The sequence below is a fragment of the Paracerasibacillus soli genome, assembly GCF_042432965.1.
Taxonomy (GTDB): Bacteria; Bacillota; Bacilli; order Bacillales; family Amphibacillaceae; genus Paracerasibacillus; species Paracerasibacillus soli.
Window position 1 is genome coordinate 19,035 of sequence record NZ_JBHLWL010000020.1, and the last position, 25,416, is coordinate 44,450.

Annotated in this window: 24 protein-coding genes; 6 read left to right on the forward strand and 18 right to left on the reverse strand. The window is 36.0% G+C overall.

The genetic code is table 11. The features are described from left to right. Positions 1 to 184: 184 nt before the first annotated feature. Together ACFFIS_RS06015 and rlmH are read right to left on the reverse strand one after the other, a co-directional pair. Entirely contained in the window at positions 185 to 436 is a 252-nt protein-coding gene (locus tag ACFFIS_RS06015; protein ID WP_390186600.1) for a hypothetical protein, read from the reverse strand. A 341-nt stretch (positions 437 to 777) separates the two neighbouring features. Next, entirely contained in the window at positions 778 to 1,257 is a 480-nt protein-coding gene (rlmH, locus tag ACFFIS_RS06020) for a 23S rRNA (pseudouridine(1915)-N(3))-methyltransferase RlmH (RefSeq protein ID WP_390186601.1), read from the reverse strand. A gap of 221 nt (positions 1,258 to 1,478) precedes the next feature. Here rlmH and ACFFIS_RS06025 point away from each other — a divergent pair, with 221 nt between their 5' ends. The 5 genes from ACFFIS_RS06025 (at position 1,479) to ACFFIS_RS06045 (ending at position 6,177) form a co-directional block, all read left to right on the forward strand. After that, entirely contained in the window at positions 1,479 to 2,780 is a 1,302-nt protein-coding gene (locus ACFFIS_RS06025) for a globin-coupled sensor protein (protein WP_320380748.1), read from the forward strand. 189 nt (positions 2,781 to 2,969) lie between these two features. Beyond that, a complete protein-coding gene (locus ACFFIS_RS06030; RefSeq protein ID WP_320380749.1) occupies positions 2,970 to 3,533 on the forward strand; it encodes a GNAT family N-acetyltransferase in 564 nt (187 codons plus the stop codon). Next, the gene (locus tag ACFFIS_RS06035) at positions 3,530 to 3,922 is read left to right on the forward strand and encodes a nucleoside 2-deoxyribosyltransferase (protein ID WP_320380750.1); all 393 of its coding nucleotides are present in this window, start codon (positions 3,530 to 3,532) and stop codon (positions 3,920 to 3,922) included. The genes ACFFIS_RS06030 and ACFFIS_RS06035 overlap by 4 nt, the downstream gene beginning before the upstream one ends. After that, positions 3,919 to 4,740 (forward strand): DUF2785 domain-containing protein, encoded by an 822-nt coding sequence (locus ACFFIS_RS06040; RefSeq protein ID WP_390186603.1) that lies wholly within the window; start codon positions 3,919 to 3,921, stop codon positions 4,738 to 4,740. Before ACFFIS_RS06035 ends, ACFFIS_RS06040 begins: the two co-directional genes overlap by 4 nt. A 252-nt stretch (positions 4,741 to 4,992) precedes the next feature. After that, positions 4,993 to 6,177 (forward strand): NupC/NupG family nucleoside CNT transporter, encoded by a 1,185-nt coding sequence (locus tag ACFFIS_RS06045; protein ID WP_320380752.1) that lies wholly within the window; start codon positions 4,993 to 4,995, stop codon positions 6,175 to 6,177. Positions 6,178 to 6,305: 128 nt separating this feature from the next. Here ACFFIS_RS06045 and ACFFIS_RS06050 read toward each other — a convergent pair whose 3' ends face one another. From ACFFIS_RS06050 to ACFFIS_RS06095, 10 genes are all read right to left on the reverse strand, one after another. Further along, complete coding sequence (locus tag ACFFIS_RS06050; protein WP_320380753.1) at positions 6,306 to 6,980, reverse strand: LrgB family protein; 675 nt, start codon at positions 6,978 to 6,980, stop codon at positions 6,306 to 6,308. Further along, the gene (locus ACFFIS_RS06055) at positions 6,981 to 7,349 is read right to left on the reverse strand and encodes a CidA/LrgA family protein (RefSeq protein WP_320380754.1); all 369 of its coding nucleotides are present in this window, start codon (positions 7,347 to 7,349) and stop codon (positions 6,981 to 6,983) included. A 116-nt stretch (positions 7,350 to 7,465) separates the two neighbouring features. Then, positions 7,466 to 8,347 (reverse strand): LysR family transcriptional regulator, encoded by an 882-nt coding sequence (locus tag ACFFIS_RS06060; RefSeq protein WP_320380755.1) that lies wholly within the window; start codon positions 8,345 to 8,347, stop codon positions 7,466 to 7,468. Positions 8,348 to 8,587: 240 nt separating this feature from the next. Beyond that, positions 8,588 to 9,655 (reverse strand): hypothetical protein, encoded by a 1,068-nt coding sequence (locus tag ACFFIS_RS06065; protein ID WP_390186605.1) that lies wholly within the window; start codon positions 9,653 to 9,655, stop codon positions 8,588 to 8,590. Positions 9,656 to 9,902: 247 nt separating this feature from the next. After that, on the reverse strand, positions 9,903 to 10,583 hold the full coding sequence (locus tag ACFFIS_RS06070; protein ID WP_390186607.1) for a hypothetical protein: 681 nt from the start codon (positions 10,581 to 10,583) through the stop codon (positions 9,903 to 9,905). Between the two features lie 258 nt (positions 10,584 to 10,841). Continuing rightward, positions 10,842 to 12,440, reverse strand: a complete 1,599-nt coding sequence (gene dacB, locus ACFFIS_RS06075) for a D-alanyl-D-alanine carboxypeptidase/D-alanyl-D-alanine endopeptidase (RefSeq protein ID WP_390186609.1) — start codon at positions 12,438 to 12,440, stop codon at positions 10,842 to 10,844. A 263-nt stretch (positions 12,441 to 12,703) separates the two neighbouring features. Next, positions 12,704 to 13,702 (reverse strand): inorganic phosphate transporter, encoded by a 999-nt coding sequence (locus ACFFIS_RS06080; protein WP_320380763.1) that lies wholly within the window; start codon positions 13,700 to 13,702, stop codon positions 12,704 to 12,706. Between the two features lie 14 nt (positions 13,703 to 13,716). Next, complete coding sequence (locus ACFFIS_RS06085; protein ID WP_320380764.1) at positions 13,717 to 14,337, reverse strand: DUF47 domain-containing protein; 621 nt, start codon at positions 14,335 to 14,337, stop codon at positions 13,717 to 13,719. Positions 14,338 to 14,572: 235 nt separating this feature from the next. Then, a complete protein-coding gene (locus ACFFIS_RS06090) occupies positions 14,573 to 14,944 on the reverse strand; it encodes a hypothetical protein (protein WP_320380766.1) in 372 nt (123 codons plus the stop codon). A gap of 368 nt (positions 14,945 to 15,312) precedes the next feature. Further along, positions 15,313 to 17,028 (reverse strand): ABC transporter ATP-binding protein, encoded by a 1,716-nt coding sequence (locus ACFFIS_RS06095; protein WP_390186610.1) that lies wholly within the window; start codon positions 17,026 to 17,028, stop codon positions 15,313 to 15,315. Positions 17,029 to 17,525: 497 nt separating this feature from the next. Here ACFFIS_RS06095 and ACFFIS_RS06100 point away from each other — a divergent pair, with 497 nt between their 5' ends. After that, positions 17,526 to 17,894: a DoxX family protein gene (locus ACFFIS_RS06100; protein WP_390186611.1), complete on the forward strand. Its 369-nt coding sequence runs from the start codon at positions 17,526 to 17,528 to the stop codon at positions 17,892 to 17,894. A gap of 273 nt (positions 17,895 to 18,167) precedes the next feature. Here ACFFIS_RS06100 and ACFFIS_RS06105 read toward each other — a convergent pair whose 3' ends face one another. The 6 genes from ACFFIS_RS06105 to yycF all read right to left on the reverse strand — a co-directional run bounded on the left by ACFFIS_RS06105 (position 18,168) and on the right by yycF (position 25,038). After that, on the reverse strand, positions 18,168 to 19,370 hold the full coding sequence (locus tag ACFFIS_RS06105) for a S1C family serine protease (RefSeq protein ID WP_320380768.1): 1,203 nt from the start codon (positions 19,368 to 19,370) through the stop codon (positions 18,168 to 18,170). A 107-nt stretch (positions 19,371 to 19,477) separates the two neighbouring features. Continuing rightward, on the reverse strand, positions 19,478 to 20,263 hold the full coding sequence (locus ACFFIS_RS06110) for an MBL fold metallo-hydrolase (protein WP_390186613.1): 786 nt from the start codon (positions 20,261 to 20,263) through the stop codon (positions 19,478 to 19,480). Continuing rightward, on the reverse strand, positions 20,260 to 21,186 hold the full coding sequence (locus ACFFIS_RS06115) for a two-component system regulatory protein YycI (RefSeq protein ID WP_320380769.1): 927 nt from the start codon (positions 21,184 to 21,186) through the stop codon (positions 20,260 to 20,262). Before ACFFIS_RS06115 ends, ACFFIS_RS06110 begins: the two co-directional genes overlap by 4 nt. Before the next feature lies 1 nt (position 21,187). Then, positions 21,188 to 22,501 carry a YycH family regulatory protein gene (locus tag ACFFIS_RS06120; RefSeq protein WP_320380770.1) on the reverse strand — a complete coding sequence of 438 codons (1,314 nt, stop codon included), beginning with the start codon at positions 22,499 to 22,501 and terminating at the stop codon, positions 21,188 to 21,190. Beyond that, positions 22,498 to 24,327 (reverse strand): cell wall metabolism sensor histidine kinase WalK, encoded by a 1,830-nt coding sequence (gene walK, locus ACFFIS_RS06125; RefSeq protein WP_390186616.1) that lies wholly within the window; start codon positions 24,325 to 24,327, stop codon positions 22,498 to 22,500. Before walK ends, ACFFIS_RS06120 begins: the two co-directional genes overlap by 4 nt. A 6-nt stretch (positions 24,328 to 24,333) precedes the next feature. Beyond that, on the reverse strand, positions 24,334 to 25,038 hold the full coding sequence (gene yycF, locus ACFFIS_RS06130) for a response regulator YycF (RefSeq protein WP_390186618.1): 705 nt from the start codon (positions 25,036 to 25,038) through the stop codon (positions 24,334 to 24,336). Positions 25,039 to 25,416 lie beyond the last annotated feature (378 nt).

A 25,416-nucleotide genomic window follows, 5' to 3' on the forward strand; every position in this document is an offset into this window, starting at 1 on the left:
AGTTATTGCAAACCACCCAGTAATGTACATGTAAAGAAGTCAAAAATATAATCTGGCAATTAGGAATTTAAAATTCCCTTTCGTAAAGGTTTTTATTAGGAGCAACTTTTATAAGGCGAGTGTGTTCATCAAGTATTATATGCATCTTACCACCAACTTCAATTACACCAGTCCTAATTTCTCCTTATTTAAATTCATATAGTACTGTTGGTTCTTCTTCCATGTATATATGGTTTAATTTTTTTGGATTAATAATACCATTCGTCGTGAGTTCGTATAAGATATCTTGTGCATCCATAAATGTGCGTCCGTAATCATCCACGTAAACTAGCCGGATTGCATTCATTGGAGTTAATCCATCTTCTGTTTTCTTAACCACCCAATTATTAAAACCAACAGTAATTTGATATTTTCCTGTTTCAAAATCTTTATACATATTAATCGCAACTATTGGAATCGCTTCAACCCTTTCAATATCATACGTTTGACCTTTGGCAATATTAACGTTATTGGGAGCAAAACTTAGATTTTCTATTGTACAATCAAAAGAATTATTATCAATTGCTACAGTTGTTAATTGATAATATTACAATTAAACAAAATGACAAATCAAAAAGTATAAATTACCTAGAACTTGAATTTAATTTTTCAGAACTACACATATCGAAAACTTTTACATTAATCCACTTGTTATATCGTGAAACGGATAATGAACATACATTTTCAATACCCGCTTCCGATAAAGAATTACCACATTATCTTCAACGATTTTTGCCTCTATTTGTGGTACGGTTCCCCCCTCATAATCCGAAACGCCCGATACACCTGCTCTACCAACACCAATCGCATCAGCTGATGTGGAAATGTCATCTTGGAAAACGACAATGCATAGTTGCTCCGCTTCATGACGGCTTCACTCAACCCTAATGACCCGCCGATTACAAAGGCGATTTTACCTTTTCCATATGTTGCGAGGTCGTCGATTTTTGCTGCAAGTTGTTCGGATGTGATCATGTTTCCTTTGATTTCTAATGTAATAACATATGTATCTGGATGGATGTGGGCGAGGATTTTTTCACCTTCCTTACGTTTTACTTCGATTTCTTCTGCCTTACTTAAATTTTCTGGTGCCTTTTCATCTGGTACTTCCATGACTTGCATATTTACATAGGCATTCAACCGCTTCACATACTCTTCCATGCCTTGTTTTAAATATTTCTCTTTTAATTTTCCAACTGTGATAATTTGTATTTTCATCGTTGTTTGTCCTTCTTTGTCATTTAAATTTATTGTTTCATTTTATCTTATATCTACACATGGTGAAGGAATTTATTCAAAGTTGTCTCTTTTTATCCCCATCGTCGGTTTCCCTCATCCATTTATAACCATTTAAGATTCTACCTCATTTTACCGATAATAATAAGTATATACTGTAATTTATTTTGTTCATTCCATAATTTTACCGAGGAGAGTTATTGATGAGTATATTTGCAAGAAAAGATAAAATAGAAAGTAGTTTAAGGGAAGAGGCTAAAAAGCAACTTCCACATGTAAAAATTGATGTGAAACATGATAAAAATTTGTTACAACAGTTATCCTTCATTGATCTAACAGTGGATGATTTAGCTGTAGCAAAAGTTATACAGCCACTTATTCAAGATCATATTGCGGATATATATAATCCTGTCTACAACAACCGTTTCCCTGGTATTAGAAGTGTTGTAGACATGACGCCTATAGGAATTGACTTGGAAGGTAGCCAACAATATGTTGTGGGATTTTTTGATGGTATCATTGATGATCAGTTTGCCCAGAGAAGATATCAGCTAAGTAACTATTATCTTACAACTGGTGTCGAGGTTAGATGGTACCTTTGTACAAATCAGGCGTTTGTAAACAACATATTAGATATTTTAAAAGATACATATAAAGATGATATCGATAGCTTTTTACTCGCTTCTAAAGCTACAACCAAAATCTTTAATTTAGAGATGCAACTTTGTTTATCCAGTTTACAAGAACTACAAAATGAAGCAATTACCCAACAAGAATTGCAAGCGAAACAAGGGATTAAGAAAACAATTGGTGCGATTACACAAGATCTAGCTGCGATGTCAGAGGAAGTAGGGGCTTCTGTGGCGGATGTCGTACTACGTTCTGAGTCCATGCAATCTGATTTAAGTAAGGGGTTACAATCCTCCATTGCGACATCGGAAACTTCCACGACTGGAAGAAAACAATTAGATCAAGTCATTCAGCATACAGAATCATTAAAAGATAGTGTAGATGAAATTCAAACGAGCATTAATTCATTAGAGGTAAACTCTAGAAAAATTGGTGATATTGTCGCGATGATTACTTCTGTTGCAGAACAGACAAATCTTTTAGCCCTTAATGCTGCGATTGAAGCTGCAAGGGCGGGGGAACATGGCAAAGGATTTTCTGTTGTTGCGGATGAAGTTAGGAAGCTTGCTGAACAAACAAAGTCATCTTCTAGTAATATTACAGAATTGATTATCTCCACAACAAAACAAATTGAAGATGTCGTAAAACAAATCGATGAAGTGAAATCCAATACATTATCGGCAAATAAAAATGTCCAGGACACTGCGAAAAGCTTTGATGAGATTCTTCATGCTAGTACTACTAGCAAAGAACAAAACGAACGAAGTAACCAAGATATGGTCAATTTCACAAGTATATTAAAAGAAGTTGGCGAGGCAGGTACGAAGCTATCTAATTTGGCAGATGATTTAAATCAAACGATGCAAGGATATTAAATATTTAAATGAATGGCTCTTATTACTACTTTCTACAATGAACAAGTAGTAATAGGAGTTTTTTTATTTTTTGCCTATGAGGATTGCAAGTTCATCGTAATTGAAATGTCTACTTTGTTTTGTGGGTCACCTTATGAGCGGATGTATGATAAACTATTCTAAATACATTTTACAGAGAGCTGGGATGAGATGTTTATTTACGAGGTGGATGAGGAAGTCTTACTGCGCATGTTGATGACGGGTGAGGCAGAGCGTTTATTTACGATAACCGATCGGTCGCGACATTATTTAAAGGAATGGTTACCGTGGGTGGATGAAACGAAAACTGTTGCTGATTCCAAGCAATTTATTGAGAATTCCTTTCATATTTATGCAGAACAGACTGGACTAACTGCGGGGATTTTTTATAAAGATAAGCTTGTCGGAGTTGCTGGATTTAATGGATTTGATTGGCGCAATCGGATTGGGTTCATTGGTTATTGGCTTGATGTGAAATACCAAGGTTTAGGTATTATGACGAGAGTTGCAAGTGCTTTAACAGACTACGCATTTAAACAATTACAATTAAATCGTGTCGATATTCGTGCTGCCTATGAAAATAAAAAAAGTCGTGCGATACCAGAACGACTCGGATTCACAAAGGAAGGGCAAGTTCGCCAAGCAGAATGGCTGTACAATCATTACGTTGATCATGTTGTATATGGCATGCTTGCGAGTGAGTGGGAGGATTTGCGAAGAGGGGTGGAGTCATGAGGTTTTACATTGCCTCTAGCTTTGCTAATAAAGCGAACGTTCGGTATGTAAGTACGGCATTACAAGAATCAGGATTCGTTCATACGTATGACTGGACAGAAAATGAACGGGCGGTAGATGTTTCAACGCTTAAAAGGATTGGACGGATTGAAAAGCAGGCGGTAGCAGACAGTGAGCTTTTCATTATGATGCTTCCAGCTGGAAAGGGGAGTCATATTGAGCTTGGTATGGCTATTGCACTGCACAAGCAGATTTTCATCTATGCTGCGGATGAAATTACACCTGCACATGCTAGTACGTTTTATTATATAGACGGCGTAACACATGTTAACGGTGAAATAGATGACTTCATTGAAAACATAAAAAATCTAAAAAGGAAAAGAATATGACTAATTTAAAAGCGACATTACAATCATTAAACTTTCATGATCACAAACAAATCCAACAGTTAAATCTAGATGTGTTAATCGAAGACATGCTACAAAATATTGGTTCGACTGACCCTGTGTTACGGGATGAATTAATTTATACGACTTTCGGTAACCTAATCTATCATGACTTTTTCACGATAGAACAGCGGACCTATTTATTACAAAAATGTGTGACTGACGATTACCTTTTTTATCGCATTGGGGAATCGAAAACAGATTCTGTGTTTACACGTTCTTTTTCAGCCTTAGTGTTGGCATTGCTATTGAATCACGATCGGGAGAAATTGGATTTACCTATTGTAGAAATAAAGCATGCTATTGCATGTAGTATTAATTATTTAAACGAAGAACAAGATACACGTGGATATGTGGAGGAAAAGGGCTGGGCACATAGCATTGCACATGGGGCTGATTATTTAGCTGCAGCGATCAATCATCCTGTTTTTGATATGGAAAATGCCAATAACTGTCTTGATACGATGATGGCTTGTTTATTTAAAGATGGGCAATATAAAGACGAAGAGGATAATCGGCTACTCTTTGCAGTAGATGCACTCATAAGTAGAAATTTAAAAGAACAACTAATGATTGATTGGATAATGAGCATGGTGGAAAAGATTCATGATATGCTGGATTCTCAACCTGCACAAACTACAACTTATCATCAAAGATTAAATGTCACAGCATTTCTAAAATCACTATATTTCCGCCTATCCTATCATGGAGATACATATACTGCCGCAACGAACCTCATACACGAAAAATACTCCTTTTGAAACATGGGGACGGTTCTGCTGTTTCACTCTTTCTTGGCTGAAACACGTGGAATAGGAGACAGGTGGGATGAAACGCAGGGACGGTTCTCCCGTTTCATATTTCCTCTGCTATTTTGGTTGATGAAAATGACGCAGAAGAACCGTCCCCATGTTTCACCCATGTTTCACTCATTGATTATTCTTCTTGGCGCTGATACAATAATTCATTGTGAAATAAAAAACATCTTAGATTAGGCAGAAGGGAATTTTTTTATGCAGTTCTTAATTGGTATACTTGGCTTGTTAGTTTTTCTTGGAATAGCTTGGGCTATGTCGAAGGACCGGAAAAACATAAATTTTAGGGCAATTGGTATTATGTTTGGTATGCAAATAGTCCTTACATTTCTTATGTTAAACACGAATATTGGGTTGAGGGTTCTTAATTCCATTGGAAATGTGTTTACTAAACTTGTTGAGTTTGGCTTAGAGGGAGTTGACTTTGTAGTCGGGGGCTGGATTCCAGAAGGACAGGCTCCTTTCTTTATTAACGTACTCCTTATCATCGTATTTACTTCGACGATTCTTTCTGTTTTAACACATATCAAAGTCTTACCTTTATTGATTAAATGGGTAGGGGGAGGGCTTTCTAAAATAACCGGACTTCCAAAAGTTGAATCATTCGTTGCGGTAGGTTCTGTCTTTTTTGGACAGAGTGAAGTATTCCTGATGATAAAAAATCAGTTAGCTACCTTAAACAGAAATAGACTATTCATTATATCGACTTCTGCGATGGGTTCTGTATCTGCTTCCATTGTCGGTAGCTACATCGCCATGATTCCACCAAAGTTTGTGTTCACAGCTATGGTACTCAATATGTTTAGTGCACTTATCATGTCTTCTACGATTTTCCCTGTAAAAGTGGAGAAAGATGATGAACAAGTAGACATAAAAGGGATTGTACAGACGCGAAATGTGTTTGATGCAATTTCTAATGGTGCTTTAGATGGTGGAAAGATTGCACTTATTGTTGCATCCCAATTGATTGCATATGTTGGCTTGATCGCCTTAGTTAATGCTGTACTAAACGGCCTTGCGGGAGTAGATTTACAAACTATTTTAGGTTATGTATTTGCACCGATTGCCTTCATCATGGGCACACCAATTCATGATATTATGCAAGTAGGGGGATTAATGGGGACGAAATTGGTAACAAACGAATTTGTTGGGATGCTATCCTTACAAGACATTGCCAATCATCTATCTCCAAAAGGACAAGCAATCATCTCGACATATCTTGTATCATTTAGTAACTTCTCTAGTATCGGTATTATTGCTGGATCCGTACAAGCATTAAACGGTCAAAAGGCAAAGGAAATCTCCTCATTCGGATTAAAACTGCTCTTTGTAGCATCATTAGCATCCGCCTTTTCAGCAACTATTGTTGGTTTGTTTATATAAATTTAATGAAGCGAGGGGAAGCGCAGAAACAGCTCCTCCGCTTCATTTTAGCAAAACAGAGGGACGGTTCTCATGCTTCATTTTGATGATGCACGAGAACCGTCCCTCTGTTTCACCTCTGTTTCAAATCACAAATGTGGGATTAATAGTACGCCCCAAATAAGTGTAATGAATGCTGCGAAGATCATTGCTAATGAGGAGAAGGTTGCTTCTTGTTTACCATATTCCATTGCTTTGTTCGTGCCGACTCCGTGTGCGCCCATTCCGAGTGCAAGTCCTTTGGCAATAGGCGTTTTAATGGAAAGCCATCTAAGTACACTTGGTCCTACGACACCACCAACAACCCCTGTTATGATAACAAAGACTGTCGTCAATGTTGGTAACCCGCCAATTTCCTTTGACACTTCTATCGCGATTGGAGTTGTAATTGACCTTGGCAAAATAGAAGTAACAAAATCATAATTTAAATGAATCAACTTGGATAATGCTAATGTTGAAAAAATCGCCACTAGTGTTCCCGTCGTGATGCTAATCAAAATTATCCCCATATTTTTTCTTACAACGGCCATATTTTTATAAATGGGGACAGCAAAGGCAACAGTAGCAGGCCCTAACATATGGGATAGCCATTTTGAATCTTGTAAATACTGATCTGCTGAAACATGCATCAATAAAATCAATACAATTAACAAAATAGGCGAGAGTAATAATGGATGAAATAACGGAAATGTTACTTTCTTATACACCTTTTTCGATGCAACATAGATAAGATAAGTAACGATTGTAAACACAATTACCATCATTTAAGATCGACTCCCTTTTCTAGCAGCTATCTTATCTGCAGTTAGGCCAGTTAATCCCATTACGATAATGGTACTAATTGTAATGAGTAAAACAATTTCCAGTCCCTGCATACTCATGATTTGTTGGTAATTCACAATTCCTACAGCCGACGGAACAAAGAATAGCAATAGCTCTGCCATTAACCAACTGGCTCCCTGCTCCACCCACTCAATTTTAACAATTCGAAAGCTTAGGGCTAGAAATAATAACAGCAATCCAAACATCGATCCTGGGATTGGTAATGATAAAACATGCTTTAACGCCATGCCTAAAAAGAGAAAAACATGCAAAAATAAAACTTGTATAATAATGATTCCTAGCTTTTTCACCTAAAAGACTTCCTTCTTCATAACTGATTTTTATAAAATATATGTCTAAGAATCATATTACGGCATTTTCCACCATTCGTAAAATACATATCTGGAATGGTTTTCATAACTTTTCGTTATAATGGGTCTTTCAAAATAAAATCAATGAAGGCTCTACCTGCATTTGAAATATAACGGCCCTTTTTAGTGATCACAGCCAGTCTCCACATAATCGTCGGTTTCAATCTAATAATATTCGTATCCTTTGTAAATAGTCGGTTACAGATCGACCGTGGCAAAATCGATAATCCTAAATTTGCAGCAACCATTTCAGACATCAAATCCCACTGGGAACTTTTAAATAATATATTAGGCTCAAATCCAGCTGTAATAAAAAAGTGGTTGCGAATAATTTGGTTCAACGCAAATTCTTCATGGTAAAAAATAAATACCTCGTCCTTTAAATCCTTTATATCTACTTCTTTACGTGAAGCCAAAGGATGATCTTGATGAACAAGTAGCATCATTTCTTCCTCAACAATTGGATATGTGTGAAATATTTCCTCATCAACAGGCAATACCGCTACACCAAGTTCAAATTCTTCCTCTTCCACACTCTTTACGATCCGCGCACCGCCATACTCCGTAATATCTAGTTTAATATTAGGATAAGCTTTGTGAAACTTTGCCATTACACGTGGGAAAAATAAACTCCCAATAAAAGGTGGCAATCCAATATTAAGTTGGCCAATAGATAGATTAGTCAAATCACTCAACGTCAATTTCATTTCATCAATTAATCCTGTCATTTTTCGAGCATACTCTAATACTACATTGCCCGCATCTGTTAAATGGCTTGTCTTATTTGTTCGTATGAGCAATGTGGTACCTAACTCCTCCTCCAAAGCCATAATAGACTTACTCAACGCAGGCTGCGAGATATGCAATTGTTCCGCTGCCTTTGTAATACTTTTATGCTGTGCTACTTCCACAAAATATAGTAATTGCCTGAATTCCAATGAAGTGACCTCCTCTATTCGTTTATCTCCATATCATTATCTCTATATTACATGATTCCCTTATTGTTTTAAAATCCAGGCAAAACTCCCGTTAAAAATTTAAATTAATAAAACCCATCCTCATGTTTTGAGAATGGGTTTTGACTCAGGGATTATTTTTTTGAAAAAGTTAGTTTACTGCTTTTAGTTTGTTCAAAAGATGGATCTTCAGAACCGTATAGACCTCTTTGAACTTTCCTCTTATAAGCTTCCGTTAAAGACTAATCCTCCTTTTAAATTGATGATTTTTTGGATACTTTGTCTTTTTACAAAAATACTTTTATATTGTGCGCGACCTTTTTTATCTTTTAAAACAATGACGCGTTTATTTGCATTGTCTTCTACTACTTTTACTTGATACTTAGCTACATTCACATGTTTTTTTAAGTTTTGATACTCAGGTAATTTACTAATATTTGTTGCTGTAGTTTGTTTTTGTGATTTTTTTGTTACTTTCTCACTTTTCGCCTTTTGGGTTACTTTTTGTTGTGTTGTTTTTGTAGTTGCCTTTTTTGACACTTGTGTTTTTGTATTTGCTTTTACTTTAATTGTACCTTTAGATGTCAAAGTACCTTTATATACCAAGCCCCCTTTAACGTTCACAATTTTATGTATACCTTGTCTTTTTACAAAAATGCTCTTATATTGTACATGGCCTTTTTTATCTTTTAATACAATGATGCGTTTATTTGCATTGTCTTCTACTACCTTTGCTTGATACTTAGCTACATTTACATGTTTTTTAATGTTTTGATACTCAGTGAATTTGCTAATATTTGTTGTTGTAGTTTGCTTCTGTGATTTCTTTGTTACTTTCTCACTTTTCGCCTTTTGGGTTACTTTTTGTTGTGTCGTATTTGTAGTTGCCTTTTTTGACACGTTTGTTTTCTTTTCATTTTTTACAGTTGCTTTTGCTTTACCATTGGAAGTTAAAGTTCCATTAAATACTAAACCACCTTTGTAGTCGATGATTTTTTGGATGCTTTGTCTTTTTACAAAAATACTTTTAAATTGATCATGGCCATTTTTATCTTTTAATACAATCACACGGTTGCCTACATTATTTTCCACAACCTTTGCTTTATATTTTGTAACGTCCACATAGTTTGTTAAATTATTCCACTCAGGTAAGGTAGTTACATCCTGCTCCGTTTGTGAAAGTGTCATAACTGGTGTGTAATGCCCCTGGTTATGATGTACTGTGCTAACACCTGTAAATCCTCCTGCTAATAATAATGCACTTGCTGCTGATAAAATAACTGTCTTCATGTTTGTCCATCTCCTCTTGTTTGATTAACTACATCATAAAACAACTTTTTTAAAATACACTGTGAAAGAAATGAGAAATCCATGAGAATTTGACACATGGGGACGGTTCTTCTGTTTCATCTTCATCACAAACTACCAAGGGGGTAAGTTACGATTCCTATCTTATCCATTAAAAAGCCCATCCTGCCAAGGTACTGGTGCTGTACCACGGCAGGATGGGTTTTGGATCCAAACTTTGAAATTCTATTTACAGGCTTCCGTTAAAAATTAAACCGCCTTTATAATCAATGATCTTTTGTATGTTTTGTTTTTTTACAAATATACTTTTGTACTGTTCATGACCGTTTTCATCTTTTAAAACCATTACACGTTTATTTGCATTATCTTCTACCACTGTGATTTTTAATCCCGCAATATCTACGTTTTTAGTTAAGTTCTTATACTCCGGTAATGTGCTTACATCAGAATCGTCCGCCGTGGTTGATTGGCTTTGTGCATCACTTTCTGTTGCATCATCTGTAACTTTCTCAGATGAAATTTTTCCGCTATATATAAGTCCACCGTTTAAATCAATGATTTTTAAGTGATTTTGTCTTTTTACAAAAATGCTTTTAAATTGAGCTTGGCCATTCTCATCTTCCATCACAATAATCCGCTTGTTATCATGATCCTCGACAACCTTTACTACAAAATTGTCGACATCTACATATGTACGAAGGTCATTCCATTCAGGGAGCTTTTCTAGTTCACTCTCTTGACTACTTTCTTGAACATCATTATTTACTGGTTCTTGTTTCTGAACTTCTCCTTCTTTATTCGAAACGTTTAGGTCTTCCTGTTCATCTTGATGATGCTGCAGTGCGCTTACTCCAATCGCACCACCTACTATAACAAGTACACTCGCTACTGTAATAATAATTGTTCTCATGTTGGTTAATCTCCTCTGTCTTTTGTAATTAATTCCATCATAAGATAGCACCATTAAAACAGTCTGAGAATAAAATGAGAATTTGATGAGAAAAGGAAAAATGAACTATAAAACCATGATGAAACAGGGTGCCGTCTCCATGTTCCCCCCCTTGTTTCACTCACAAAGTGAAACATCAGAACCGTCCCCATGTATCAAGCACGAGAATCACCCTCCTGTTTCAGCTGCAAAGTGAAACAGGAGAACCGTCCCCATGTTTCATTCGGCTAGGATTTTGACTATGGTGTCGATGTAGTCTGTGATGTGGCCGTCGATATAATTGTTGATCATGATGGAGAAGATGAGGTTCTTTCCGTTTTTGGTTGTCATATATCCAGATAACGTATTTACGCCTGTTAATGAGCCTGTTTTTGCTTTCACTTTTCCTTTTGTTAGGTCATCTGTTAAGCGATAACTTAATGTTCCCCCTACTAATCGCTCATGTTCACCTGCAACGGGCTGTGAGGCTTCATATGCTGGAAACCACACTTTACTTTGTACATTGTATAATAATGCTGTCAGTTCGTTTGGTTGAACAATATCTTTATGTGACATGCCCGATCCGTCCCGTAATAGGAAACGCCCTTTATCCATTCCTAAACCTTTCAGTTGGTCTGCCATCACTTCCAAGCCCTTATCCCAACTTCCTTCTCCTTTAGCAAATCTCCCCATTTCCTTTACAAGCATCTCCGCATGTCCGTTATTACTCAGCTTCATAAAAGGAATCAGTATTTTTTCCAATGGCATAGATTCATGTGTTACAAGCACTGTCGCATCCTTTGGTGTTTTCTTACGTTTCACTTCCGAAGATATCTTGATACCGTGTTCCGTTAATGATGCTTGCAACATATACAAAGTAAAATCTGTTGGTTCCCAAACCGCACGCCATACTTCTTTAGAAGAACCACTTGGAATGGCCCCGTCTATTATTAAATTATTTGTGCCATGTTCACGTTCTATCGTTACTTGATTTAATTCGCCTTTCCGTACAGTTTTTGCATGATTGATGACTTTTACATAATCATTTTTTGGTTGAATTTCTATATGAGGTGCTTGACCTACCTTTTCATTGGCCTTCACTGTCACAATAATCGAGCCTGTGTCATAATCATCATTCGGTGACATCGTCAACGCCGATACAGCTGCACCTGTATAATTAAATTCATCCGACCAGTTTAAATCCTGTGAATATCGCTCATCATCATACCACGTATCATCACCAATGAGATGACCAGTTACTTTTTGAATCCCTTTTTCGTGTAATTGTTTTGCAAACGTATCAAGATTCTCCTTTAATAAGGTTGGATCACCTTTTCCCTTTATGTATAAATTTCCTTCCAATACGTTTCCATCTATTTTTCCGTCCGTTAAAATTTCCGTTTCAAATGTATAATCTCCACCCAATGTTTCAAGCGCAGCAGCACCAGTAAGCAACTTCATATTGGAAGCTGGTTGAAAATTTGTATCTCCATGATGTGAGTAAATTAATGTCCCATCTTTTGCATCACGTACACTTACACCAACACTGGCACCTTGTAAAGGACCGGAAGCGATAACCTCCTTTAATTTGCGATCGAGTTCCTGATCATTTTTCAGTTTTGCCGTTGTTGGCGTTGCAGTGGCAAGTGGTGTGGTAGTCTTTTCAACCATTTGCTGCATATCCTTTTCTGAAATAAACTTTTCTTGTTTCGTTGAAAAAATAGACCGCGTTGCAGTAGCGTCTGCAGCACCTTTTTTACCTACCGTAGCTTGAAATAAAAAAATACTGAGTCCAGCAAAAATCATCACACTACATATAATAGCCAATTTCCTTTTCATGAAGCTTCACACACACCTTTTTGTAACATATATTATTTGCTTTCATTATACAGTTTTATGGAGTTGTTCAAAAGGGTCATTTAAAATATGACGGGGCTTTCTTAAGAATTTTATACAAAATAAAAAGAACAGACCCTGATTAATCAAGATCTGTTCCATAAAGGGGAAGATTAATAGTCATAGTATGACCTGGATAATCTTTTTTTATACATTTATTTTAAATTCATGTTCCTATTTTGCTAAATGGTAAATCAAGAAGTAGATTATAAAAATAAGTTTAGCAATAAATAAAACAATCCTCCAAGTGTAGCGGAAATCGGTAATGTTATCACCCAAGTAACAACCATCCGCTTCGCTACTCCCCAGTTTACACCTTTCACTCGGTGAGAGGAACCAACACCTAAAATGGCGGAAGAAATAACATGTGTTGTACTAACAGGTAAATGAAATAACGTTGCGCCGAAAATAACTGTTGCTCCAGTTAAATCTGCTGCTACACCATTAACTGGGCGGATTTTCATTATTTTTCCGCCTACCGTTTTGATAATTCTCCAACCACCAATCGATGTTCCTAAAGCCATGGCGGTGGCACAAGCGATTTGTACCCAAAACGGCACGTCATCCGTTGCGTGGAAGCCTCCAACAATTAATGCCATCGTAATAATCCCCATTGATTTTTGTGCATCGTTTGTACCATGGGAATAAGATTGAACAGCGGCAGTTAACACTTGAACCATTCGAAAACGTTTATTTGTTTTTGCTAAATTACTATTTTTAAATATCATTTTTATGATGGAATAAATAATATAACCGGCAATGAAGGCAATAACTGGTGAAAGAAATAGACCTTCTAATATGGAGATAAATCCTTTATATTGAACAGCGCCAAACCCAGCAGAAACGATGACTCCACCAGTAATGGCTCCAATAATAGCATGTGAAGAACTACTTGGTATTCCAAAATACCATGTAATCAAATTCCAAGCAATTGCAGCAAGTAGGGCTGCTAAAATAACAGTTGTTCCATTGTTTAAATCAAATGGATTAACAATTCCACTTGTAATTGTTTTGGCAACACCTGTAAAAGTTATCGCTCCTAGAAAGTTCATAACAGCAGCAAGCATAATTGCTCTTCTAGGTGTTAGCGCCTTTGTTGAGACAGACGTTGCAATGGCATTTGCGGTATCATGGAATCCATTTATAAAATCAAAAATGAGTGCTGCTACAACGATTAATATGACAATGACGAGTAAACTATCCATAAATTATCCCTTCGTTATGCATTTTTCATAATAATGCTTTGTAGTGTACTTGCTACGTCTTGACAATGATCAGCAATTTCTTCTAACACTTCATAAATTTCCTTGTACTTAATTACTTGTAAAGGATTAGCTTGTTCATCTTGAAATAAGCTGCGCAAAGCTTCCAGATAAATAATATCACATTTACTTTCATGATCTTTAATGCGTATAACATGTGGCTCAATATTACTTAATTTACCATCCGCAATCATTTGAATGGATGTGACGATTTCCTCGGAACATTTATATATGTATTCCGTAAACTGGTCGATATAGTGATTGGAATTGATGATCTGGTACACATCCATAAGTGCAGTTAGCTCTTCCATGCCGTCGATAATATCATCTAAACGCATCGCTAACTGTAAAATATCTTCACGTTCAATTGGGGTAATAAATGCTTGGTTCAAATCACGAATAATAGCATGCACTTTTTCATCAGCTTCTGACTCATATGTCTTAATCGTCATCGCAAACTCATGCAAGGTTTCCTTATCATTAATTTTAAACTGAACAAAGTACTTCGCTGTTTCGTGCAAGTGATTAGCAAAATCAACGAGGTATGACGCAAACTTATCCGGCTTCTTTTTAAACATATGTAGCCCTCCATTTTATTGAAAAACTTCGATATATATTGAATAACCTCTCTAAGTACAATTAAAATTATACACCTATTTCATGCCTAGCTTCCAAAGATTATTTTAAAATGACATGTTGTAAATAGTTTACCCAACAGAAATAAAACTATCATACCGTATGAAACCTACAATTAAGCCTTTTCCTTTAATTATGGCGAAATTTTGCCAATTTCATCCTGACGAACTTGAGATACTACATAATAATTTCATTAAAAATCAATCCATCTTGTGTCGATAAAATTTTAAGTCTTTTTTCCCTTTTCGCGAAGATACTTTTATATTCCATCTCCCCTGTTTCTTGATCTTTAAACAAAATAATTCGTTTATTTTTATTATCTTCAACAACTTGTGTGTCATAGAGAGATGTGTCAATATTCGCTTCTAACATCGGGTATTCTATTAATGTTTCTGTACCTTTACTTTTAACTTGCACATCTTTAGCTTCACTTACACTAGATTTATTTCCGACAATATTATTTTGGACATCGCTTTTCTCCACCTCTTTATCCATACACCCTACAAGGATGGAACTAACAAGCGTTCCCAAAATAAGTACTTTCTTCAAACAACCACTCCTTTTAAAAAAATCCACAAGACTTATTATGATAAAAAAAATACTAAAAATAAAGGATTTTAATGGACTTTTTTATTTTTTTTATACTTTTTCTTCTATATGAGATTTCATTACCCGGGAAATAACGACAGAAATCTTCAAATTCCCTCTCGACTTTTACATATCGAGAACAAAGATTAACTAGGACTTTTATCTTTTTCCTACATGTTATGATTGCTGTTATCCACTATCCATTGATTACATTTGCATCAATCTTCATGACGCCTTTCTATAACGTATTTTTAACAAAAAAAAGAGAATCTCCTTATCACAAAGGAGAATCCCCTTTCCAATGAATAAACATATAGTGGCATAGCATTTTATATCGTTTGTACCTTATGCAAATGAGCGAAAATCCCATCGCGTTTAATTAAATCATCATGGTTACCTTCTTCAGCGATACCTTCTTTTGTGATGACCATAATGCGATCTGCACTTTTTATCGTTGCGAGGCGGTGTGCAATGACAATGGTCGTTCGGTCCTTCGCTAGTTCGCTTAATGCCTGTTGAATAATGCTTTCCGTTTCAGTATCTAGAGCAGATGTCGCTTCATCAAGAATTAAGATTGGTGGATTTTTTAGAAACATCCGGGCAATTGCAATGCGTTGTTTTTGTCCGCCAGATAATTTTAATCCTCGTTCACCAACTTGCGTATCATATCCATGTGGTAACTCTTCAATAAATTCTTCCAAATGCGCACGCTTGGCTGCCAGTCTAATTTCCTCATCCGTTGCATCCAATTTACCATACGCAATATTTTCTCGTAATGTCCCCGTAAATAAAAACACATCTTGTTGCACAATTCCAATTTGACTCCGTAATGATTGCTTCTTTATTTTGCGAATATCAATGCCATCAATCGTAATTTGACCGCTATCGATATCATAAAAACGTGGAATTAAGGAAGATATCGTCGTTTTACCTGCTCCAGATGGCCCAACAAGGGCAACCGTCTCACCGGCTTTCATATTAAAGCTCATTGCTTTTAATATCGGTCCTTGTGTCTTTTCATAACCAAATGTTACTTTATGGAATGATATAAAACCTTTTAAGTCTGGTACATCAATGGCATCTTTATCATCAACAATATCTGGGTCAACATCTAGCATTTCCGTAAATCGTTTAAAGCCAGCCATACCTTTTGGATAGAGTTCTAACAATGCACTTATTTTTTCTATTGGTTTAAATAATACGTTTGTTATAAGTACAAAGAACACTAATTCCCCATATGACAAAATATTGGAATACGTTAACCAAGCTCCGACAATTAATACGACGAGCACCATTAAACGCATCAACATATAAATATTGGAATTAACAAAAGCCATAACACGATATGCGCGTAATTTTGCTGTTCTATATTTATAATTATTTTTTGTAAACTGTGCCATCTCATGATCTTCGTTTGTAAATGACTGGACGACACGTGCTCCAGAAACAGAATCTTCAACACGGGCATTAACCTCTGCAATATTTTCATACATGTTTTTCCATGCTGCGTTCATTTTGATATTACTATACGAAATCAAAGCGATTAGGATTGGAACGGTACATAAAATAATAATCGCAAGATGTGCATTAATATTAAACATAATGAGAAACGCACCAAAGAAGGTCATAATGGCGATAAAGAAATCCTCTGGTCCGTGATGCGCTAATTCACCAATATCGAAAAGGTCATTTGATATACGACTCATAATATGTCCTGTCTTTGTATTATCAAAAAATCGAAAGGATTGTTTTTGAACATGACCAAAAAGTTCTTGTCGCATATCTGTTTCTATATTTGTTCCAAGCTTATGTCCCCAATATGTCACCACATATTGCATGAATGTACTGAGCAAATAAACAAATAGCAACAAAATACTTACTGTTATAATCACACTCCAATTGTTTCCTGGCAGTAGATCGTCGATAAAATGTTGTACTGCAACTGGAAAGGCTAATTCTAGTAAGGCCACAAAAACCGCACATGAAAAGTCAATAATAAATAAGCGACGATGCGGCTTATAGTAAGAAAAAAATCTTTTAATCATCTAACCTGCACTTCCTTTATGTCTCATCTTTTTCTTTGATGCTCTTTTCATATTATTAGCTGCACCTTAACCTCCATAGTAGACCAAAACTGTTCAGTCGTGAAAACTATCCTCACTAACATCGCTCCAGCAGAATACTTCGCTTTCCGCGGGCACGGACTCAGCCTCCTGCCCCAACACTGGGGCAAGGCAGGTTAATTGCGCAACGTCTTGTTGCAAACCTGCACTAGTACTTCCTGTACGTCGGAAGTTGAAGCGTTGCCCGCGAAAAGCAACGGTCCGTAGCGAAAGACAACCTAACACGCAAAACAGTTTGGTTCTATTTTGTTAAAAGCAACATTCTTTTTGAAAACAGCTTTTCATTATTAACCTCTACTATACAGGCTTACATTTTATAAGGAAAATTATAAGTACTAGCATATAAATTAGTTAGCAAGATTGGTCAAGCCGTAGCATAAACATGTAAAAAGAGAAAAAATAGGGGGGAGAAGAAGAATATGTTAGATCGCTGGGTACGTTACGCAATTGGCTACGTATTTATTACATCTAGTATCATGAAATTCTTAATAAGTGATTTTAAAATGATGTTTGCAAACTATGGCATACCCTTTCCAGCTACAACCCTTTTTATCGTAGCAATTTTAGAAATTGGCTGTGGAGCACTCATTATAGCGAATATGCATATTAAAAAGGCTACTGTTCCTTTAATCATCATCATGATTGGTGCGCTCTATTTAACGAAGGTCCCCATTTTATTGAAACAAGGAATGCTACAATTTGCTTTTGACGCTCGTTTAGACATGATCATGCTCATCCTCTTATTATTAATTGGCGGCCATTTACCACGTAGAAATGCAGCAACCTAATTTTTTAGTAACTTTCATGGAGAATTACTGAGTTATGCACAAAGTTATCCACATATGCACAAATGTTCTCTATTATTTTGTGTCCGAATAAAAGTTCCCTACTAAATATTGATTTCCCTTTAAAAGCATCCACATAATGTGCATAACATTTTATAATTGGGGATAACTATGCCGATTAAAAGCTTTTTATTTTCACCTTATACACAACATCAAACAGAGAAGTCATGAAAAATAAGCTATCACCTCTCTTCCATGCGAGATGATAGCTTGTTTTTATTCTTGTTTTCCTAATTTAATTTTTGCTTCATGCTTTTTACCATCACGATAATAGATGACATCTAATGTATCCCCAATCTTTTTTTCCTGATATAAGATCTTTCGCAGATCAATCATATCGTTTACATCTTTTCCATCGAGTGATGTAATGACGTCTAATCGCTTCATACCTGCCTTATCAGCTGGTGAAAATGGTTCAACACTCCAAACATAGACACCACCATCTATTTGTTTTGGTAAGTTTAATGTATTTTTCCATTCTTGACGTGGTACTTCTTGCAGTGAGTATATTTCCACACCTAAATATGGTCGTACGACTTTCCCAGTCTTCTCTAATTCACTGATAATCGGATATGCAGTGTCAATCGGAATGGAAAAGCCTATTCCTTCTACTGCCGCCTCATTAATTTTCATTGAATTTATCCCGATAAGTTTTCCTGAAATATTAATGAGCGCGCCACCGCTATTTCCTGGGTTAATGGCTGCGTCTGTTTGAATAACTTCAGCTTGCCAATCCACCCGTCCATCATTGTTAAAATCTTGTGGAATGGTTCTTTGCTTTCCGCTTATGATACCTTGTGTTACAGAACCTGCAAACATTAAACCTAAAGGATTTCCAACGGCAATAACAGGTTCACCAACTTTGACATCATCTGAAGATCCCATTTCAATGACATGGTCAATCTTCTTTTCATCCACTTGCAATACTGCCAAATCAGAAAATATATCTCCACCTAATAAATTCGCCTTTAAGCTCGTATTGTCATTTAAAATAACTTCAATTTCATCTGCACCCGAAATAACATGATAATTCGTGACGATATAGGCATATTTATTATCCTTTTTATAAATTACCCCGGACCCAGAAGCAGCTTCACTTGCTTCTTGTTGTGGATCCCACAAATTATTACTTCGCTGTAGGTTGGATATTCCAACTACAGTTGGTGCAACATCTGCAACAATAGACGTAATTTGTGATGTCACATCAACATTAATATTTTCAGAAGTACCCTTTTGTGATGTAACACCGTTCTGTTGTGCATCATCCACAACATTTGGCCCACGGTTTTTTAAATTAGGCAAAACGATTGTCGCGAACAATACACCTAAAATTACTCCCGCTATTAATGTCAGCACCACATGACTCTTACTTTTCTTCCGATGTGGGTTCGGTGGATAATGATCATCATAATACCCCATTTTACCACTCCTATTCAGGTATGATTGCACATAGAGGCAAATATGAACTTATTATTCCCACCGACCTACTTTCTATGAATGTTTAACGAGAAGACTAGAAATAAATTTTACCCCACTTCGAACATTGGTGTTGCCTGATTTGGATCTGTATCGTGCAATGCGATGTCGATACCACGTTCCTTTAAAACTTGATCGACAGACATTCGCGCTAAGTCTTTCATATTATTTTCTTTACTTAAATGCGCCAAATAAATTCTTTTTGTCCGATTACTAATAATATCCGAGAGGGCAAGCCCACAATCTTCATTTGAAACGTGACCAGAGTCGCCTAAAATACGCCTTTTAACATTCCAAGGATACCGGCTCATCCGTAACATTTCTACATCGTGATTCGCCTCAAATATATATGCATCGGCCCCTTCGATTGTCTTTTTAATACGTTCGGATACATAGCCCAAGTCTGTTACAAGTGCGACCTTTTGGTTGTCATGATGGAATGTATAAAACATTGGCTCAGCTGCATCGTGTGAAACGCCAAATGATTCCACATCAATGTCACCAAAGGTTTGCACGGATTCCATTGGAAACACAAACTTCTGATCTACTGGGATTTTACCAATCATGCCATCCATTGCTTGCCAAGTTTTCTCATTCGCATAAATGGGTAATTTGTATTTCCGTGCCAGAACGCCTAAACCTTTTATATGGTCACTATGTTCATGTGTTACTAATATGCCACCTAGAGAGGCCGGATTAGCCTGTACTTGTGCAAACAGACTTTCTAATTGCTTCCCACTTAATCCGGCGTCAACTAGTAATCTTTCCCGATCTGATTCAATATAGAAGGCATTTCCTGAACTTCCTGATGCTAATACACTAAAACGCAAACTCATGATATGTCACTCCGATTAATTTGTTCCAATTTATCCTCCAGCTGCTCGATTAACGTATCTTTTAATTTATCGTTACCTTGCAGCATGATAATCTTATCTAAATTCGTCTTGATGGCATCTTTTAAAAACTCCAGTTGATTTCCTGGAAAAACCATTCCTTCAATCGCATTTACAAAATAATGTTGTTCATTATTTACAGTTACATTCCATGTTGGAACAAATACTTGAACACCACTTTCTAATGGCACAACCGTATGGTAGCCTACTCGCATATCTGTTATTTCTTCACCCGTTTTTAATCGGTTATTTTCATAAAGTTTCCAAACTGCATCTGTCGGCTTAATTAAAGACTTTTTATCTTTATTCGTTTCTGGTTCATCTAACATCGTCTGTGTGTAAGAAGTAATTTCATTATCCTCATTCATATACAAAATAACGATGCCGCTTTTGTTAAAGTAAACAGGGCGTTGATTGGTTACTTGAAAAAGATAAATAACACGGTTATCCTTGTCCCATTCACCGAATTGGTATGATTGGTAATGCATGATGAATGAACTCATCACTTCCATTATTTGTTCATCTGAAGTATCTTTCGCTAATTTAATTGGTTTCTTTAGCTCTGAAACAATTAAATTATCATTTAATATTGCAGCATCTTGATTATCCTTCGTTAATAGTAGCTCTATATCTTCTTTCTCAAACTTCCGTTGTTTAACAGATATAAACGACTCATCAGGTAATTCACTTGGCTGCTTTTTAATTTTAATATTCTCATCAGCTAATTGCTGTTCAACTGTAACATCTTGTCGTTCTAAAAGGCCAATATCGGATGATTCTTGTTTTTCAAGAAACTGAATGACTAAGAAAATATCTAGTACTAGGAAGCATATGATAAATAATGATTTTATTTGACTCCATTGCATCCTAGCTCACCCCTCTACTATCAGCGGTTTCATCTGGATTGATGGCTATCCAATTTCCGTTATATTTGATAAACCATGCCGGGTCTAAAATCATAATATAAGAAGCATTGTCTTCATATGAAACACCATACCCAATCCGAATATCTTCAATCTGATCTAATTTATATTTTGTACGGCCTTTTAAATATTGCTTTACCTTTTGACCAGAAGGTAATGTCACTGGTTCTCCTACAATTGAATTATTAAGTTTAAATAATGGTCGTTTATATTGAAATAAGCTTTGGCCTTGCCACACTTGTTCAATAGCAGTAAGACTCGTATTAAATACGGGATATCCCGCGTAATACATCAAATACTTTATTCTATTTTTTTGCATATCCAATTCATCTAACTTGTAAATGTTTGTCCAACCCTTATGTTCATTGATATTTGCTAGACTTTTATCAATTACGTCTAAAGGTCGTAACAACCCAATCTCATCTTCTTGAATCGGGTCCGTAAACTCCATATAACGTCTATCAGGGCTAACAAGCATTTGCCTTTTGCCATCTGTGTAATATGCAATATCCTCATTGGAGAGATTACGGCTTACTAATGATGGGTCATAAAACATTGCATTGACAAGCTTTTTAGGATTCATCATATTAATTGTAAATGAACGTCGGACTGCATCCTTTTCATGCTTTGGAATAAATATTGGTGTTTTTGCATCTTCAAAAACGGTATATTCCTCAAAGTCATCTATATTTGTTGCGTAACTTTTTAATAGATCATATTTTGTTACATTATTTACTGTTGCAGTAGCCTGCCGTTGCCCGTCAATTGATAAAAAGTGAAAATACATAATCGATTTACTATCATTAAATGTAATCATGACACGTCTGAAAGACCAACTTGGCAAAGATTCTGGTTCCTCATTAAAGGAAAAGACAGAGGGCAACACTTCCATTGGTAATGTGTCTGGGAAACGTAATTCTACTTGAAAGTTATCGTCAGGAATGCGATGTGATTCATCTAATTTAAAATCATAAATCGCCCATGTCTGCATATCTTCATACAATTTATTCTGTTCATTTGGATTTATAAAACCAAAGTATTTTCCTGCATTTTGAAAGATAATGGACTCCGGAGTAATAATGTCCTTTTTTGTTTGCACTTCACCATCAAGATGAAACTCTTCTTCATTAATATATTTATCTTTCGGATCAATGATTGCGTCAAAGTTCGGCTTATACGTCCAAATTGTAAATGTTAATATGAGGCTAATCGCGACTAAAACAACTAAAATATACGTTTTTACTACTTCAATTTTCATTTGCCTTCCCTCCGCCTTCTACCCATTAGCGGGAGTGTAAAGAAAATTGTCGTCCCTTTTCCTTCTCCACTTCTAGCCCAAATGCGTCCATGATGTGCCTCGACAAGTTCCTTTGAAATTGCTAATCCAAGGCCAGAACCGCCTAATTTACGACTTCTTGCTTTATCTGCACGATAAAACCTTTCAAAAATTTTATCTACTTTATCATACGGGATTCCCATGCCTTCATCGGAAATGCTAACTAAAATTTGATTACGTTGTTTCGCAACTTTAAAACGTATTGTCCCTCCCTCAGGAGAGTATTTTATTGCATTTGAAATGATATTATCGAGCACTTGCATAAGTTTATCTTTATCAATCCAAACAAATGATTTGCCACTTTGAAGGTCACGGGTAAATGAGATATGTTCGGGTATGTTCATTTGAAAGCGATCGATTACGTGATGGAAATAACTAATAAACTCGACTCGTTCTCGTTGCAACATAAAGTCCTTATTATCCATTTTTGATAACTGTAATAAGTCGTTTACCATTCGTATCATACGTTCTGTTTCATTTTGGGCAACATTTAAAAAGCGAGGTGCAATTTGCTTATCTTCCCATGCTCCATCTGTTAAAGCTTCTAAATAACTGCGCATTGTTGTGAGCGGTGTCCGTAACTCATGTGACACATTTGATACAAATTCCCGCCGATCTCTTTCTAGTTTTTCCTGTTCCGTAACATCACTTAAAACTGTGATAAACCCAGTAATATCATCTTCTTCATCTGAGATCGTTGAAAAATTAGCACGGATTAAAAATTCTTCTTCATCTGTTCCAAAGTCAATAATCATCGAGCCACTCTCAGGGAGTCGCGATATATCAAAATGTTTTTCATCAAGTCGTAATAAGTTCAACAATAATTCGCCATTACTTTCTTCAGGGTTTTTGTTCAACATAATCCCCGCTGCGTCATTCATTAATGTAACCAATCCAGCAGCGTCAGTGGCAATGACACCATCTGACATGTTCAGTAATATGGAACTTAACTTACGCTGTTCTTTTTCAATCGTCGCATAAGAATGTCGTAGTCGATCATTCATATCATTAAATGAAACAGCAAGTTGTCCAATTTCGTCCGTTCCATACACGTTAACCTTTTGGGAAAAGTCACCCCTCGCAATGGTTTGGGCTTGACGACGCATTTCTTTAATTGGCTTTGTAATTGTACGGGCAACTAAAATTCCTAAAAAGGCGGAAACTGCAATCGCTAAAATAGATCCTTTAAAAAATATTTCATTTACATTTTGTAATTGATCATAGACACCTTCGACAGATGCCTCAATATATATTGCACCAACTATACTACCTTGGTTATTTTTAATTGGTACTGCTCGGACATATAAACGGTTTTCTGTCTTCTGATCAAAGAATTGCCGTTCAGGGGATTCACCGTTTAATGCCTTTTGAACATAATCCTGAACTGTCTTCTTCCCGATAATATCCATGTTTAACGTATCATTCGTGCCAAGTACCCGTCTTTGATCATTTACAACTTGAAGTGTTGTTAAATCTTTTGCATCAATATCTGAGATGATTGTTTGTACATCTTGGATTAAAGTAGGGCCTTGATCATCCTCTGAACGTTCTTTATTAAATGCTTGTTCCAAATTATAACTTAATAACTCTATTCGATCATTGATACTAGATTTAAAGTTTGAAAACAATTCCTTATCAAATTCACTTGCAAAATAAGCACCAATCACTTGGATTGCAACTAATAATAGCAAAATGTAAATAATAATGAACTTTAATTGAATGGAACGAAAAAAACCAATTTTGCCCATGGGAAACTACTCCTGCTCTGGATTTCGTAAATAATAACCTACACCACGGCGGGTTACTATCCACACCGGGTTACTTGGATTCTCCTCAATTTTTTCCCTCAATCTTCTCACCGTTACATCAACTGTACGGACATCACCAAAGTAATCATATCCCCATACTGTCTCTAATAAATGTTCCCGTGTCATCACTTGACCAATATGACGTGCCAAGTAATGAAGTAATTCAAACTCACGGTGAGTAAGCTCAATTTCCTCTCCATCTCTCGTAGCCGTATAAGCATTTGGATGTATTGTTAAATTGGCGATTTCTATATCTTTATTTTCTACATCTGTTTCTTCAGGTGCATGTTGTTGGCGACGTAAATTTGCCTTTACACGTGCAATTAATTCACGATTACTAAAAGGCTTTGTCACATAATCATCGGCACCTAGTTCTAAACCTAATACTTTGTCTATTTCCGAATCCTTTGCAGTCAACATAATAATAGGCATGATTTGTGTTTTACGAATTTCACGACACACTTCATTTCCATCTTTATTAGGTAACATAATATCTAGTAAAATAAGATCCGGTTTCTCTTTTTCGGCTAATGCAATTGCTTCATCGCCATCATATGCACAAACTACTTCATAACCCTCTTTTTCTAAGTTGAAACGTAAGATATCTGCAATTGGTTGTTCATCATCGACGACTAATATTTTTTGCGCCATGTCAACTCACCCTTTTTATTCTTTATATTTTAACGTTTAATTCAATCCTTTTCTCATTTGCATTAAAAATGAGTCTAATAAAATCCCAATTTTGACTAATCTCTTATTGATTATTGATTAACCTTTTGTCTATTTTACCCTACTTTACTATAAATGTCTTGGTATACAGGCTGTATTTTTTAGTACCATGCCTGATAGGATAAATGGATGCTTTCCCGCAAAATTAGTGGCTTTGCAACAATAATGATTGAAATCTCCGAATAGATGAGGTACGTGTTTTTCATAGGAATATTTCCCTTTATTTGGGTTATGCGGAAGGTATTATCTCTCTCCATAAAGAAAAGAGTAAATAGCACGAAGCTAAATTACTCTTTTGAT

Bases quoted from the DNA above. Each gene is read 5' to 3' on its own strand.
- ACFFIS_RS06015 (WP_390186600.1), bottom strand. From the start codon at position 436: ATGTATAAAGATTTTGAAACAGGAAAATATCAAATTACTGTTGGTTTT.
- rlmH (WP_390186601.1), bottom strand. From the start codon at position 1,257: ATGAAAATACAAATTATCACAGTTGGAAAATTAAAAGAGAAATATTTA.
- ACFFIS_RS06025 (WP_320380748.1), top strand. From the start codon at position 1,479: ATGAGTATATTTGCAAGAAAAGATAAAATAGAAAGTAGTTTAAGGGAA.
- ACFFIS_RS06030 (WP_320380749.1), top strand. From the start codon at position 2,970: ATGTTTATTTACGAGGTGGATGAGGAAGTCTTACTGCGCATGTTGATG.
- ACFFIS_RS06035 (WP_320380750.1), top strand. From the start codon at position 3,530: ATGAGGTTTTACATTGCCTCTAGCTTTGCTAATAAAGCGAACGTTCGG.
- ACFFIS_RS06040 (WP_390186603.1), top strand. From the start codon at position 3,919: ATGACTAATTTAAAAGCGACATTACAATCATTAAACTTTCATGATCAC.
- ACFFIS_RS06045 (WP_320380752.1), top strand. From the start codon at position 4,993: ATGCAGTTCTTAATTGGTATACTTGGCTTGTTAGTTTTTCTTGGAATA.
- ACFFIS_RS06050 (WP_320380753.1), bottom strand. From the start codon at position 6,980: ATGATGGTAATTGTGTTTACAATCGTTACTTATCTTATCTATGTTGCA.
- ACFFIS_RS06065 (WP_390186605.1), bottom strand. From the start codon at position 9,655: ATGAAGACAGTTATTTTATCAGCAGCAAGTGCATTATTATTAGCAGGA.
- ACFFIS_RS06070 (WP_390186607.1), bottom strand. From the start codon at position 10,583: ATGAGAACAATTATTATTACAGTAGCGAGTGTACTTGTTATAGTAGGT.
- dacB (WP_390186609.1), bottom strand. From the start codon at position 12,440: ATGAAAAGGAAATTGGCTATTATATGTAGTGTGATGATTTTTGCTGGA.
- ACFFIS_RS06080 (WP_320380763.1), bottom strand. From the start codon at position 13,702: ATGGATAGTTTACTCGTCATTGTCATATTAATCGTTGTAGCAGCACTC.
- ACFFIS_RS06085 (WP_320380764.1), bottom strand. From the start codon at position 14,337: ATGTTTAAAAAGAAGCCGGATAAGTTTGCGTCATACCTCGTTGATTTT.
- ACFFIS_RS06095 (WP_390186610.1), bottom strand. From the start codon at position 17,028: ATGATTAAAAGATTTTTTTCTTACTATAAGCCGCATCGTCGCTTATTT.
- ACFFIS_RS06100 (WP_390186611.1), top strand. From the start codon at position 17,526: ATGTTAGATCGCTGGGTACGTTACGCAATTGGCTACGTATTTATTACA.
- ACFFIS_RS06105 (WP_320380768.1), bottom strand. From the start codon at position 19,370: ATGGGGTATTATGATGATCATTATCCACCGAACCCACATCGGAAGAAA.
- ACFFIS_RS06110 (WP_390186613.1), bottom strand. From the start codon at position 20,263: ATGAGTTTGCGTTTTAGTGTATTAGCATCAGGAAGTTCAGGAAATGCC.
- ACFFIS_RS06115 (WP_320380769.1), bottom strand. From the start codon at position 21,186: ATGCAATGGAGTCAAATAAAATCATTATTTATCATATGCTTCCTAGTA.
- ACFFIS_RS06120 (WP_320380770.1), bottom strand. From the start codon at position 22,501: ATGAAAATTGAAGTAGTAAAAACGTATATTTTAGTTGTTTTAGTCGCG.
- walK (WP_390186616.1), bottom strand. From the start codon at position 24,327: ATGGGCAAAATTGGTTTTTTTCGTTCCATTCAATTAAAGTTCATTATT.
- yycF (WP_390186618.1), bottom strand. From the start codon at position 25,038: ATGGCGCAAAAAATATTAGTCGTCGATGATGAACAACCAATTGCAGAT.